Raw genomic sequence first — 13,642 nt, forward strand, 5'->3', positions numbered from 1 at the left:
AGCGAAATGAGCTCGAGTGTAGCTGACGGCTAAGCCTTTCGCTACAAGATTTTCTCTGTGACGAAAGCGTTAGCGACAGTCACAAGCAAGCTCCCTACGGGAATAGCGGGACTGCCGATACACCGCAGGAAATTTATTTGCGACGAAAGCGAAAGCGACAGGAGCACCGTAGCGACGAGGAGGATTGGCACCGCCCGTGGAAAGCGAGCTCTAATTTCGCTTGTTAGTAGTAGAAAGTATTGTTAGTGATATTATTAAAGTAGCGTGCATTGAGGGGAGGTGACTGATTTGTCTACAGTATTTGAGCGTGTTTCAAAAGTAGTCGTTGACCGTTTAGGCGTTGACGAAAGCGAAGTGAAATTAGAAGCATCATTCCGTGAGGATTTAGGTGCAGATTCATTAGACGTTGTTGAGTTAGTAATGGAACTTGAAGATGAGTTCGATATGGAAATTTCTGATGAAGATGCAGAAAAAATTGCAACAGTTGGTAATGCAATTTCATACATCGAAAGCAAAATTAGCTAATTCATTTATAAAACATAGGGCTGTACTAAGTCACAACGACTTTTGTACAGCCTTTTTCTCGTCTGAAAATTTCGTTAAATAGCGGTTTCTAGTGAGCTGAATAAATATAACGAAATTTGATAGGATTTTGACTGATACCCTTTGCACAATGCTATAGAACAAGGTAAACTAAACGATAGAAACTAGAAGGAAGGCAGAAAGTACATGACCTATAGAAAAAAAGGGAACAACCAGAAACCCGGTGTACTCCCTGAAAAAGTGAAATCACAATTTCAAGTATTAGAAAACGAAATGAACATTCATTTCCAGAATAAAGATTTATTATATGAAGCATTTACACATTCATCTTATGTGAATGAGCATCGCCGCAAATTATTTACGGACAACGAGCGATTAGAATTTTTAGGGGACGCTGTATTAGAGTTATCTGTATCAAAATATTTATTTGAAAAATTTCCGAATATGAGCGAAGGGGAACTTACGAAATTACGTGCTTCAATCGTATGTGAGCCATCACTTGTTGTTTTTGCGAATGAACTGAACTTCGGACAATTTGTTTTACTCGGTAAAGGCGAAGAATTAACAGGTGGTCGCGAACGTCCTGCATTGCTTGCTGACGTATTTGAATCATTTGTCGGAGCCCTGTATTTAGACCAAGGTCTGGAAGTAGTTGTCGCATTTTTAGAACGTGTCGTATTCCCTAAAGTTGAAGTCGGTGCTTTTTCGCATGTGATGGATTTTAAAAGTCAATTACAAGAAATTATTCAACAAACAAACAACGGCCTTTTACATTATGAGATTGTTGATGAAAAGGGCCCAGCGCATAATCGAACATTCGTTTCGCGCGTATTGTTAAACAGCCAGGAGTTAGGTATTGGCCGTGGGAAATCAAAGAAAGAGGCTGAGCAGCAAGCAGCGCAAAGTGCCATGCTGATGCTTAAGCAGTCAAAGCAAGAGGAGGAATAACATGTTCCTTAAAAGACTCGAAGTAGTAGGCTTTAAATCATTTGCCGAACGGATCGGGATTGATTTTGTACCTGGTGTTACAGCAGTTGTAGGACCAAACGGTAGTGGGAAAAGTAATGTAACAGATGCAATCCGGTGGGTATTAGGAGAGCAGTCTGCCAAAAGTCTGCGCGGAGCCAAAATGGAAGACGTTATTTTTGCGGGAAGTGAATCAAGAAGAGCACTGAACTTTGCTGAAGTTACACTCGTTTTAGATAATACAGACGAACAAGTAGCAATTCCTTATACAGAGGTAAGTGTGACAAGACGTGTCTATCGCTCGGGCGAGAGTGAATATTTATTGAATAACCAGCAGTGTCGTTTAAAAGATATTACAGACCTGTTTATGGATTCGGGGCTTGGGAAAGAAGCCTTTTCAATTATTTCCCAAGGACGGGTCGATGAAATTCTCAACAGCCGCCCAGATGACCGCCGCAGTATTTTTGAAGAGGCTGCAGGTGTTTTAAAATATAAGCTGCGCAAGAAAAAAGCGGAGCATAAACTTGTTGAAACAGATGAAAATCTAAATCGGGTTCTCGATATTTTGCATGAAATCGATCAGCGCCTGGAGCCATTGAAAATTCAGGCTTCCAGCGCGAAAGATTATGTGCGGATGACAGAAGAACTGAAGGATTTTGATATAGCATTAATGGTTCATGATATCCGTGCGAACGGGAAAGTATTGCAAGACTATACCGAAGAGCAACGGAAATTGACGGCAACCGAAAAAGAACATGCAACTGAAATTGCGGCAGTTGAACAACAATTGCGCCAAATGCGTACGGAGTTAAAAGCGATTGATGAAGTACTGGACAGCTCCCAAGAACAGCTTGTTGAGGCGAGCGCAGAAGTGGAACGTTGGGAAGGGCGTAAAGCGCTGTTTAATGAAAAGCGTTCAAATGCCGAAAAACAAATCCAGCAATTACGCGAAAGCTTAACGGAAGCATCCAATACGGTAAAAGATCTGCTAGAGGCGGAACGGGAAAAACGCGGTCAGTATGTTGAGAAGCAAAAAATCGTATCCGAAATCCGTTCGACATTAAAGCAGGTCGAGCAAGCTTTAACACGCTCTGCTTCGGAAATTGAACAGGAAATTGAAGATGCGAAAAATACGTACATTAACTTGCTTAACGAGGAAGCGACAGTAAAAAATGAATTAAAACATATCGACCAGCAACTTTCGCAGGAGCAGGCAACTGTTGAGCGAATGACTGGTCGTTCATCCGAAATTCAAAAAGAACTGACTGAAGCACTTATTACAAAAGAAGTGACGGAACGTGCGTTGGAACAGGCAGAGCTTTCTGTCAAAGAGCAGCTTAGTCATTTTGATGTTATGCAGCTTCAGTTGAAATCAGCGACTACCGATTTAGATGAAAAACAAGCGTTATTGTATAAAGCATATCAGCATCATCAGCAATTAAAATCACGAAAAGAAACGTTGGCAGAACTTGAGGCTGACTTTTCTGGCTTCTTCCATGGTGTTAAGGAAGTCCTTTTAGCGCGGGACCGTAAAGAGCTGCAAGGAATCGAAGGCGCTGTTGCCGAGCTGATCCAAGTCGAGGCGAAATACTCGCAGGCAATTGAAACAGCATTAGGTGCAGCTTCCCAGCATATTGTGACTGAAAATGAACAGCATGCCCAAAAAGCAATTGGCTGGCTGAAACAAAAACGTGCAGGCCGTGCAACATTTTTACCGAAAACAGTCATGCGTTCACGGAAAATCCATGCACAGCAATTAAGCGATATTCAATCACACCCTGCATTTGTTGCCTTGGCATATGAGCTAGTAAACTATGCACAAGAAAATACTACAATCATTGAAAACCTTTTAGGGAATGTACTAGTTGCATCTTCATTAGAAGGCGCAAGTCAAATTGCACGCTTATGCGGGTTTAAATACCGTGTTGTAACACTTGAAGGGGATATCGTGAATGCCGGTGGTTCCTTAACCGGTGGTGCCGTAAAACAGCAAAGTTCATTGTTCTCGCGTAAAGCGGAACTCGACAAACTCGTATCAACATTGGGAGAAATGGAATCAACAATCCATTCTGCCGAGCAAACAGTAGCGACGAAAAAAGAACAGATTGCTGCCTTACGACATTCATTGGAAGAGATGAAGCTGCAAGGTGAATCATTGCGTGAGCAAGAACAAATTCATCGTGCAAAACTTATGGAGCTCGATATGATCGTGAAGAACCTGCAGACGACGGTCACAATTACGCAGTCGGAACAGACTTCATTATCGACACGTAAGGAGTCATTAAGCGAACAGCAGGCAGCCGCACAGGCACGATTAGCCGAATTAAGTGAAGAATTACAGGAAATTCAGCAAACCGTTGATGAATTGACACTTGCTAAGGTGCAAAGTGAAACACAAAAAGATGTGTTGCGCGAACAGCTGGCCCAACAAAGATCTGAGCTTGCTGTAGCCCAGGAGCAATTGACACAAGTACAGGCATCGATTGCAGGAATCGAACTGAACTTGTCGAAAGCACAGGCAAATGTCGAAAAAATTTCCCGGGAAATCGACTGGGTGGAATCGGAAGATGGCTTAAACGGACCATCAACAGAAGAATTGGCCCAAACAATTGTCGAATGGACGGAGAAAAAAGACGCACTGACAGAAATCATTCAAAAGAACCGTACTTTGCGTACTACTTTGCATGAGCAAGTTACGGAAAATGAAATTCACCTGCAGGAAATACAGCGTGTACACAAAAGCTATGTCGATGCATTGCGTACTCTGGAGCTGAAGTGCAGCCGAATTGAATTTGAAATGAATAGTTTGCATGAGCAGTTGCTCGAGCAATATGAACTTGATATTTTATCTGCCGGGGAAGAAGCGATCAGCATAGAAGACGAAGAACAGGTTCGACGAAAGGTGAAGCTTTTGAAGCAATCGATCGAAGAACTTGGTCCAGTCAATTTAACATCGATTGAAGAATATGAGCGTGTCCAGGAGCGCTATACATTTTTAAGTGAACAACGAGAAGATTTGGTCGCTGCAAAAGATACGCTGCACAAAGCAATCGGTGAGATGGATGAAGAAATGACAGAACGCTTCAGTGAAACATTTAAGCAGATCCGCAAGCAATTCGTCGTTTCCTTCAGAGAGCTGTTTGGCGGCGGTACGGCTGACCTGGTGCTGTTGAATCCTGATAATATGCTGGAGACAGGCATTGAAATTATTGCCCAGCCACCAGGGAAGAAACTGCAAAGCTTAAGTCTGCTTTCCGGCGGAGAACGTGCATTAACAGCTATTGCTTTATTGTTTGCGATTTTAAATACACGACCTGTACCATTCTGTATTTTGGATGAGGTTGAAGCAGCATTGGATGAATCGAATGTTGTGCGTTATAGTGAATATTTACGTAAATTTAGTGAGCATACTCAATTCATCGTCATTACGCACCGTAAAGGCACGATGGAAGGGGCAGATGTTCTGTACGGGATAACAATGCAAGAGTCGGGTGTATCGAAACTTGTATCGGTAAAACTGGAAGAACATGCTGAATTAGTAGCGCAAGGGAGTGGCGGAAAATGAGTTTTTTTAAGCGACTGAAAGAAAAACTGGCAGGTAGCAGTGAACAAAAAGAACAGCAAGAACTGCAAGATCAACAGGTGGATTTGTTACCGCTTGACGATCAAGTACAGAAAGAAAATCAATTAATCGCAACGGTAGAGGAAGAAGTATCCGAAACTGAACAAACTGCTGTTAAAGAGCAGGAAGAAACAGTTGAGCAGCCTGCAATTGAAGAAGTACAGCCTGTGGAAGAAGAGAATTTGAATCAATCGGACGTAGAAGTTGAAGTTGAGGAGCAACCTCAAAAGCAGTCTGCGTGGTCGATTACACAGAAGTTTAAAGCGGGATTGGAAAAAACTCGTAATTCTTTCACTTCTAAAGTAAACGATTTAGTTGCACGTTACCGCAAAGTGGATGAAGATTTCTTTGAAGAGCTGGAAGATGTACTGCTGCAAGCGGATGTCGGCTTTGAAACAGTGATGGAATTAATGGATAAATTACGTTTTGAAGTACAGCGTCAAAATATTAAAGATACAAATGGAATTCAGGCGATCATCTCCGAAAAGCTTGTTGAAATTTATGAGTCTGGTGAAGAAAATTTAACAGAATTAAATATTCAGCAAAGCGGAGATTTAACGGTTATTTTATTTGTTGGTGTTAATGGTGTCGGCAAGACAACGACAATCGGTAAATTGGCTCACCGTTTAAAATCGGAAGGGAAATCTGTGATGCTGGCAGCGGGAGACACTTTCCGTGCCGGTGCCATTGAGCAGCTGCAAGTATGGGGCGACCGTGTCGGTGTAGAAGTCATTGCCCAGTCAGAAGGTTCCGACCCTGCAGCAGTAATGTATGATGCGATTCGTGCAGCGAAAAACCGTGGTGTCGATATTTTAATTTGCGATACAGCCGGCCGTCTGCAAAACAAAGTCAACTTAATGAACGAACTTGAAAAAGTGCATCGTGTAATTTCCCGTGAAATTCCGGATGCACCGCATGAAGTACTCCTTGCTTTGGATGCGACAACAGGCCAAAATGCGCTTGTTCAGGCTCAAATGTTCAAAGAGGTAACAAATGTAACAGGTATCGTTTTAACGAAACTGGATGGTACGGCAAAAGGCGGTATCGTATTAGCTATCCGCAACAAATTGCACATCCCTGTCAAATTTGTAGGACTTGGTGAAAAAATGGACGACCTGCAGCCATTTGATGCAGAACGTTATGTATATGGTTTATTTGCCGAAGGACTGGAAAAAGAACTGGAAAAAGCAGAAGAGTAACAATTATTTTTCAATAATTATATTCAAAAAGCAATTCGTATAAAATTTTACGAATTGCTTTTTCTAATCAGAAGAAAAGGTTGGACTTACGGACAAGGGGATTGCCTTGACAGTAACTGCCCACAAGATTATGATAAGATAGACAAATTATGATTGGAGAGATAAAAATGCTACTTGAAAAAACAACACGCATGAACTTTCTCTTCGACTTTTATCAAGCGTTATTAACGGATAAGCAGCGCAGCTATATGGAACTATATTACTTGGACGATCACTCATTGGGAGAAATCGCCGAAAGTTATAATATTTCACGTCAGGCTGTTTACGATAATATTCGCCGTACTGAGGCGATGCTTGAAGAATATGAAGAAAAACTAAATTTATTCGAAAAGTTTCAACAACGTCAAATTGTGTTAAAACAGTTGGCAGATGCGATTGAGGATGAGGCTTCTACGATAGAGGCGAAACTGGCATTGGTTGAACAACTGAAGGAATCGGATTAGGGGGCGAACGAGTTGGCTTTTGAAGGTTTAGCAGAGCGACTCCAAGGTACGATCCAAAAGATTAAAGGTAAAGGGAAAGTTACGGAACAAGACGTTAAAGAAATGATGCGTGAAGTCCGATTTGCCTTAATCGAAGCGGACGTAAACTTAAAGGTAGTTAAAGAATTCGTTAAAAAAGTTAGTGAGCGTGCAGTCGGTGTCGACGTCATGAAATCATTAACACCTGGTCAGCAAGTCATTAAAATTGTACAGGATGAATTGAAGAATTTAATGGGCGGCGAACAAAGCCCGATTAAATTCAGCAACCGTCCGCCGACTGTCATTATGATGGTTGGTTTACAAGGTGCAGGTAAAACGACGACTACAGGTAAGTTGGCGAATGTATTACGTAAAAAATATAATAAAAAACCATTGCTAGTAGCAGCAGATATTTACCGTCCAGCCGCTGTTCAGCAATTACAGACATTGGGGAAACAGCTATCTCTGCCGGTATTTTCACTAGGTACAGATGTTTCACCTGTTGAAATTGCACGTCAGGCAATCGAGCATGCAAAAGAAGAGCACTTGGACGTTGTATTAATCGATACAGCCGGTCGTCTTCATATCGATGAAGAGCTGATGCAGGAACTGAAAGACATTCGCGGTTTAAAAGAGCCGGACGAAGTATTTTTGGTTGTAGATGCAATGACAGGTCAAGATGCTGTAAATGTTGCACAAAGCTTCAATGAAGCAGTCGGCATTACGGGCGTTGTCTTAACAAAATTGGACGGCGATACTCGTGGTGGTGCGGCACTGTCGATTCGCTCCGTTACAGAGAAGCCGATTAAATTTGTCGGGATGGGCGAAAAGATGGATGCACTTGAACCTTTCCATCCGGAGCGTATGGCTTCACGTATTTTAGGTATGGGTGATGTACTTTCTCTGATCGAAAAAGCACAGGCGAACGTCGATATGGAAAAGGCGAAAGAGCTCGAAGAAAAGTTCATGACACAGAGTTTTACGTTTGATGACTTTATCGAACAGCTTCAGGCAGTGAAGAAAATGGGACCACTTGACGAATTATTGAAAATGATTCCAGGTGCAAACAAAATGAAGGGCCTTGACAATGTCAAAGTCGATGAAAAGCAGATGGGACGCATCGAGGCGATTATCTATTCGATGACACCAAATGAAAAAACAAACCCTGAAATCATTTCAGCGAGCCGAAAAAAGCGTATTGCTACAGGTTCAGGAACGTCAATTCAGGAAGTGAACCGCTTATTGAAACAGTTTGAAGAAATGAAAAAAATGATGAAACAGATGACAGGCATGGCTCAAGGCAAAGGGAAAAAGAAAATGAAAATGCCTGGTTTTGATTCATTATTTAAATAAAAAATAAGGTGTTAAGAAAAAACACTTTACAAACCATCAAGACATTGCTAATATAATATCTTGTGTGAAACTTATTCGGAGGTGCTATTAAAATGGCAGTTAAAATTCGCTTAAAACGTATGGGAGCTAAAAAATCTCCTTTCTATCGTATCGTAGTTGCAGACGCTCGTTCACCACGTGACGGTCGTCAAATCGAAACAGTAGGTACTTACAACCCACTTACAGTTCCAGCTACAGTACAAATCGATGAAGAGAAAGCTCTTAAATGGTTAACTGATGGTGCAAAACCATCTGATACTGTACGTAACCTGTTCTCAGAACAAGGTATCATGGAAAAATTCCATAACGCTAAATACAGCAAATAATTCAATGATTAATTCGGAGGTGGCATTATGCAGCAGCTGATTGAAGCAATTGTGAAACCGTTAGTCGATTATCCGGAAGACGTTCGTATTGAGACGGACGAAACTTCAAATCGAGTTGTTTATAAGCTTTTTGTTCATCCAGAGGATCGAGGGAAAGTGATAGGCAAGCAAGGACGTGTTGCGAAGGCAATTCGTACGATTGTGTACTCAGCAGCGGGCGGCCACCAGAAGAAAAAGACATATGTCGATATATTGGATTAGTAAAAGAAGGGTGGCATTTTGCTAACCCTTCTTTTTTTGTTATGATAATGTTGTTTTCCGTTACGGTAGGAGTTTATTGCGGTTACCGTAGAAGCATTGTTCATGTGCTCCTGTCGCTCCGCTTTCGTCGCAAAGCAACATTCAAATCAAAAGGCATTTGAATGTTACTTCGCCGCCTTCACTCCAAACAACGGTGTATATAAAAGTTATGTGGTAACAAATTATTATAAAAGGTGGAATATACATGGAATGGTTTAATGTAGGACGTATTGTGAATACACATGGTATTCGCGGAGAGCTGCGAATTTTATCGACAACAGACTTTGAAGAAGAACGTTTTGCGGTTGGATCCAAACTCGCGGCATTCAAAAAGGATGATAAAAAGCCGACTTGGGTAACGATCAGTTCATCCAGACGCCATAAAAACTTTATATTGGTGACATTTGAAGGAATGGAAAACATTAATTTAGTGGAACCATTTAAAGAAGGCCTGTTAAAAGTATCGATGGATCAATTGGCGGAAGATGAGCTTGAAGATAATGAATACTATCACTTTGAAATTAAAGATTGTGAAGTGTTTTCAGAAGAAGGCGAACTGATCGGCGTTGTTACCGATATTTTAGAGACGGGTGCAAACGATGTATGGGAAGTTAAAGCCCAAAATGGTAAGAAGCACTACATTCCTTACATTGAGGATATCGTAAAAGATATTGATGTCGACGAAAAGAAAATCACTATTCATGTAATGGAAGGTTTATTGGAATGAAGATACACGTATTAAGTTTATTTCCCGATATGTTCACAGGTGTGTTTGGGGCATCCATTTTAAAAAAGGCTCAGGAAAAAGGGGCAGTCGAGCTGGCAGTGACCGATATTCGGGAGTACAGTGAAAACAAGCACAAACAAGTGGATGATTACCCATACGGCGGCGGTGCGGGAATGGTGTTAAAGCCGGAACCGATGTTTAAGGCGGTTGAAGCCATTACAGAAGGCCGCAAGCCCCGTGTTATTCTCATGTGTCCACAAGGCGCGCGTTTTACGCAGAAGAAGGCTGAGGAGCTTGCAAAGGAAGAAGACTTAGTATTCCTTTGCGGACATTATGAAGGTTATGATGAACGCATAAGGGAGCATCTTGTAACAGATGAGATTTCGATCGGCGACTTTGTTTTGACAGGTGGAGAACTTCCTGCAATGACAGTCATCGATGCGGTTGTACGTTTATTGCCGGGTGTATTGGGTCAGGAAGATTCACATATTCAGGATTCATTTTCTACAGGATTGTTAGAACATCCTCATTACACACGTCCAGCTGATTTTAGAGGGATGAAAGTTCCGGATATACTTTTATCGGGCAATCATGCGAAAATCGATGCATGGCGTGAAGAACAGTCATTCAAACGGACACTGGAGCGTAGACCGGACTTATTGGAAGCGCTCGAATTAACGGACAAGCAGCTGAAAATAATCGAAAAAATTAAAAGTGAAATGTAAAGCAAAACTACTTGCAAGCCTAAAATAATTATGGTAAGATTCAGTTTGTGCTTCAATGTAAGCACTGAATTACGGTGTTCCGCTGTGGCTTGAATTAGCGTGCAAGAGCATCTGTCTAAGGAGAGAAAACAATGTCAAACATTATTACAGAGATCACTAAAGATCAATTACGTTCAGACTTACCTACATTCAAACCAGGTGATACAGTTAAGGTACACGTTAAAATCGTAGAGGGTACTCGTGAGCGTATCCAATTGTTCGAAGGTGTAGTTATTAAACGTCGTGGTGGCGGAATTAGCGAAACTTTCACAGTACGTAAAATTTCTTACGGTGTTGGTGTAGAGCGTACTTTCCCAGTACACACTCCAAAAATCGCTAAGTTAGAAGTAATCCGTAAAGGTAAAGTACGTCGTGCTAAACTTTACTACTTACGTAACTTACGTGGTAAAGCTGCTCGTATTAAAGAAATTCGATAAGAACTTTTTAGAAGGGGGCTTGTATCTACAAGTCCCTTTCTTTCTTTAAATTAAAAACTGTGTATTAACATGTGATTTTGACAATAAACTATAGATAATCTGATGTAATATATAGACTGGATTTTTGCTTGATATACATATTTCGTATACAATAAATGTGATGAGCAAGGGGGATAGCTACGTGGAAAAAACTGAAAAAGAAAAAAATGAGCTGTGGGAATGGACAAAAGCTCTACTGATCGCATTTGCGATTGCAGCATTTATTCGTTACTTTTTATTTACACCGATTGTAGTAGACGGGGATTCAATGATGCCTACCCTTGAAAATGGTGATCGTATGATCGTCAACAAATTCAGCTATAAAATCGGCGAACCCGAGCGTTTTGACATCGTCGTATTCCACGCACCTGAACAAAAGGACTATATTAAACGTGTCATCGGTGTTCCAGGGGATTTTGTAGAATATAAGGATGACCAATTATACATTAATGGTGAACCAATCGACGAACCATATTTAGACGCGTACAAAGCAGAAATAAGCGAAGGTAATTTAACCGGCGACTTCTCGCTGAAAGATATCGATCCGTCACTCGATGTGATCCCGGAAGGCTATGTATTTGTAATGGGCGATAACCGTCGCTTCAGTAAAGACAGCCGCCATATCGGAATCGTCGAACAGAAAGAAATTATCGGCAATACAAGCATCATTTTCTGGCCATTAAACGAAATTGAGATTGTAAAGTAATATTTAGCGATTTTAATCAATAGATGAGGATGACATATTTAATTGTTATAGCAGTTGATAAGGGGAGGCGAGTTGATTTCGCCTTCTCATTTATCAAGTCGTTGGTTGCGGAAAGCGTCCGACCTGTAATGGAAATCAACCCCCATATTTGATGAAGGATTATTTATCACAATAAATATTAAATATTGTCTAAAATGAGGGGGCAGTTTAAACTCCTCATTTTTTTGTTGAAAATAGAAGTACGTAATTTACAGGAGGTTATACATTATGACAATTCAATGGTTCCCGGGACATATGGCAAAGGCACGCCGCCAAGTATCGGAAAGTTTAAAGCTTGTCGATATCATTTTTGAGCTGGTCGATGCACGTTTACCGTTATCTTCACGTAATCCGATGATCGATGAAGTCATCCATCAAAAACCGCGCCTGCTCGTTTTAAATAAACAAGATATGGCCGATGAGCAGGAAACACGCCGCTGGATTCAATATTTCGCCGACAGAGGCTTTAAAGCAGTAGCAATTAACTCATTGGAAGGTAAAGGCTTACAGGCGGTCACAAAAGCCGCACAGGAGATTCTGGCGGATAAATGGGAGCGCATGAAGTCTAAAGGAATGAAGCCGCGTGCCATCCGAGCAATGATCGTCGGTATTCCGAATGTCGGGAAATCAACTTTAATTAACCGTTTAGCGAAGAAAAACCTTGCGAAAACAGGTAATATGCCAGGTGTGACGAAAGCGCAGCAATGGATCAAAGTCGGAAAAGAAATCGAACTTCTGGATACACCAGGAATTTTATGGCCGAAGTTTGAAGATCAGGAAGTCGGCTACAAGCTTGCTTTAACAGGTGCGATTAAGGATACGATTATGAACATGGAAGATCTTGCTGTATATGGCCTGCGTTTTTTAGAAACACACTATCCGAATCGCATGGAAGAACGGTATAACATTTCTTCTGTATCGAAAGAGCTTGTCGAGACATTTGATGCAATCGGGAAATTGCGCCGTGTATTTGGACAAGGCGGGGAGATTGACTATGATCAGGTATCCGTATTAATCGTACGCGACATTCGTGAACAGAATCTGGGGAAACTGACATTTGATTTTGTTTCCGAGCAACTTGAAAAAGAGAAGCTGGAAGAAGCGATCGCCCTTGAAAACGAAGAGCGCCGGAAAAAAACAGCCGCGCTGAATCGCCAGAAAAAGCAAGAAAACAACGAATAAAGAATGGCAAAACCTTTTTCATTTATTTGAGAAAGGTTTTTTCTTTTATAATAAGAAAAGTAGACGATATAACAGTAAGATTGAGAGATTTGAGGACTTGAAATGAAAACAATTAAAGAGATTACAGAAGTATTGAAAACAGCAGCACAAATCGAACCATGGATGGATTTGATAGCGAAGGATGAACGGGCAGGCGTTCAAAAAGCATGGAAACAATTTCAAAAACGTCTGGAAAAGATAGAGGCGCTCCAACAAGCACATAATGAAAAGCTGCTATTTGACGCAAGCTATTTACCATATGAAGATGCGTATATCGCGGGAACAGATGAAGCCGGGCGCGGGCCGCTTGCAGGACCTGTCGTAACTGCGGCTGTAATATTGCCGAATCACTGCCAGGAACTGCTTGGTGTAAACGACTCTAAACAATTATCAAAAGAAAAGCGCAATGACTTTGCTGAAAGAATAAAAAAACATGCATTGTATTATGCGGTTCATTTTCAAAGTGCCGAAGAAATTGATCGCCTCAACATATATGAAGCAACACGACAGTCGATGTTAAAAAGTATCGAAGCACTTGAAGTTACACCGAATTTCATATTGGCCGATGCGATGAGCCTTTCGACGTCGATTCCGCAAGCATCTATCATAAAGGGGGATGCACGCAGCCTGGCGATCGCGGCAGCGTCCATTTTAGCGAAAACGGCACGTGACGACTATATGGAGAAGCTGGATACCGAATATCCGCAATACGGCTTTGCCCAGCATGCAGGGTACGGAACAAAACAGCATCTGGAAGCAATCGCGCAATATGGACCTACAGATCATCACCGAAAAACATTTGAACCGATTAAATCAATGCTTCAAAGAAGGGAGTAACGG

The 13,642-nt window shown here is 41.5% G+C and carries 14 protein-coding genes; all 14 read left to right on the plus strand.

Features of this window, described 5'->3' with window-relative positions; all coding sequences use genetic code 11:
* Positions 1-288 precede the first annotated feature (288 nt).
* The 14 genes from acpP (at position 289) to MKZ25_RS04800 (ending at position 13,639) form a co-directional block, all read left to right on the plus strand.
* On the plus strand, positions 289-525 hold the full coding sequence (gene acpP / locus MKZ25_RS04735) for an acyl carrier protein (RefSeq protein ID WP_008403327.1): 237 nt from the start codon (positions 289-291) through the stop codon (positions 523-525).
* Between the two features lie 204 nt (positions 526-729).
* Positions 730-1,491 (plus strand): ribonuclease III, encoded by a 762-nt coding sequence (rnc, locus tag MKZ25_RS04740; protein ID WP_340800415.1) that lies wholly within the window; start codon positions 730-732, stop codon positions 1,489-1,491.
* 1 nt (position 1,492) lies between these two features.
* On the plus strand, positions 1,493-5,074 hold the full coding sequence (gene smc / locus MKZ25_RS04745; protein ID WP_340800416.1) for a chromosome segregation protein SMC: 3,582 nt from the start codon (positions 1,493-1,495) through the stop codon (positions 5,072-5,074).
* On the plus strand, positions 5,071-6,330 hold the full coding sequence (ftsY, locus tag MKZ25_RS04750) for a signal recognition particle-docking protein FtsY (protein WP_340800417.1): 1,260 nt from the start codon (positions 5,071-5,073) through the stop codon (positions 6,328-6,330). The genes smc and ftsY overlap by 4 nt, the downstream gene beginning before the upstream one ends.
* 167 nt (positions 6,331-6,497) lie before the next feature.
* The gene (locus MKZ25_RS04755) at positions 6,498-6,833 is read left to right on the plus strand and encodes a putative DNA-binding protein (protein WP_340800418.1); all 336 of its coding nucleotides are present in this window, start codon (positions 6,498-6,500) and stop codon (positions 6,831-6,833) included.
* A 12-nt stretch (positions 6,834-6,845) separates the two neighbouring features.
* Entirely contained in the window at positions 6,846-8,204 is a 1,359-nt protein-coding gene (gene ffh / locus MKZ25_RS04760; RefSeq protein WP_340800420.1) for a signal recognition particle protein, read from the plus strand.
* 92 nt (positions 8,205-8,296) lie between these two features.
* Positions 8,297-8,569, plus strand: coding sequence for a 30S ribosomal protein S16 (gene rpsP, locus MKZ25_RS04765; RefSeq protein ID WP_008403312.1), 273 nt, complete (start codon positions 8,297-8,299; stop codon positions 8,567-8,569).
* Positions 8,570-8,596: 27 nt separating this feature from the next.
* Positions 8,597-8,830, plus strand: a complete 234-nt coding sequence (locus MKZ25_RS04770; protein ID WP_008403311.1) for a KH domain-containing protein — start codon at positions 8,597-8,599, stop codon at positions 8,828-8,830.
* A 244-nt stretch (positions 8,831-9,074) separates the two neighbouring features.
* Positions 9,075-9,596, plus strand: a complete 522-nt coding sequence (gene rimM, locus MKZ25_RS04775; protein WP_340800422.1) for a ribosome maturation factor RimM — start codon at positions 9,075-9,077, stop codon at positions 9,594-9,596.
* On the plus strand, positions 9,593-10,321 hold the full coding sequence (gene trmD, locus MKZ25_RS04780; protein ID WP_340800425.1) for a tRNA (guanosine(37)-N1)-methyltransferase TrmD: 729 nt from the start codon (positions 9,593-9,595) through the stop codon (positions 10,319-10,321). The genes rimM and trmD overlap by 4 nt, the downstream gene beginning before the upstream one ends.
* Before the next feature lie 131 nt (positions 10,322-10,452).
* Positions 10,453-10,797 (plus strand): 50S ribosomal protein L19, encoded by a 345-nt coding sequence (rplS, locus tag MKZ25_RS04785; protein ID WP_340717615.1) that lies wholly within the window; start codon positions 10,453-10,455, stop codon positions 10,795-10,797.
* Between the two features lie 181 nt (positions 10,798-10,978).
* A complete protein-coding gene (gene lepB / locus MKZ25_RS04790) occupies positions 10,979-11,542 on the plus strand; it encodes a signal peptidase I (RefSeq protein WP_340800428.1) in 564 nt (187 codons plus the stop codon).
* Between the two features lie 267 nt (positions 11,543-11,809).
* Complete coding sequence (gene ylqF, locus MKZ25_RS04795) at positions 11,810-12,763, plus strand: ribosome biogenesis GTPase YlqF (protein WP_340800429.1); 954 nt, start codon at positions 11,810-11,812, stop codon at positions 12,761-12,763.
* A gap of 102 nt (positions 12,764-12,865) precedes the next feature.
* The gene (locus tag MKZ25_RS04800) at positions 12,866-13,639 is read left to right on the plus strand and encodes a ribonuclease HII (protein ID WP_340800432.1); all 774 of its coding nucleotides are present in this window, start codon (positions 12,866-12,868) and stop codon (positions 13,637-13,639) included.
* Positions 13,640-13,642: the final 3 nt, after the last annotated feature.

This window comes from Solibacillus sp. FSL W7-1464, from assembly GCF_038004425.1.
Taxonomy (GTDB): Bacteria; Bacillota; Bacilli; order Bacillales_A; family Planococcaceae; genus Solibacillus.

What these genes read in the sequence shown, in the direction of transcription:
- rnc (WP_340800415.1), top strand. Translation starts at nt 730, where the DNA reads ATGACCTATAGAAAAAAAGGGAACAACCAGAAACCCGGTGTACTCCCT.
- smc (WP_340800416.1), top strand. Translation starts at nt 1,493, where the DNA reads ATGTTCCTTAAAAGACTCGAAGTAGTAGGCTTTAAATCATTTGCCGAA.
- ftsY (WP_340800417.1), top strand. Translation starts at nt 5,071, where the DNA reads ATGAGTTTTTTTAAGCGACTGAAAGAAAAACTGGCAGGTAGCAGTGAA.
- MKZ25_RS04755 (WP_340800418.1), top strand. Translation starts at nt 6,498, where the DNA reads ATGCTACTTGAAAAAACAACACGCATGAACTTTCTCTTCGACTTTTAT.
- rpsP (WP_008403312.1), top strand. Translation starts at nt 8,297, where the DNA reads ATGGCAGTTAAAATTCGCTTAAAACGTATGGGAGCTAAAAAATCTCCT.
- MKZ25_RS04770 (WP_008403311.1), top strand. Translation starts at nt 8,597, where the DNA reads ATGCAGCAGCTGATTGAAGCAATTGTGAAACCGTTAGTCGATTATCCG.
- rimM (WP_340800422.1), top strand. Translation starts at nt 9,075, where the DNA reads ATGGAATGGTTTAATGTAGGACGTATTGTGAATACACATGGTATTCGC.
- trmD (WP_340800425.1), top strand. Translation starts at nt 9,593, where the DNA reads ATGAAGATACACGTATTAAGTTTATTTCCCGATATGTTCACAGGTGTG.
- rplS (WP_340717615.1), top strand. Translation starts at nt 10,453, where the DNA reads ATGTCAAACATTATTACAGAGATCACTAAAGATCAATTACGTTCAGAC.
- ylqF (WP_340800429.1), top strand. Translation starts at nt 11,810, where the DNA reads ATGACAATTCAATGGTTCCCGGGACATATGGCAAAGGCACGCCGCCAA.
- MKZ25_RS04800 (WP_340800432.1), top strand. Translation starts at nt 12,866, where the DNA reads ATGAAAACAATTAAAGAGATTACAGAAGTATTGAAAACAGCAGCACAA.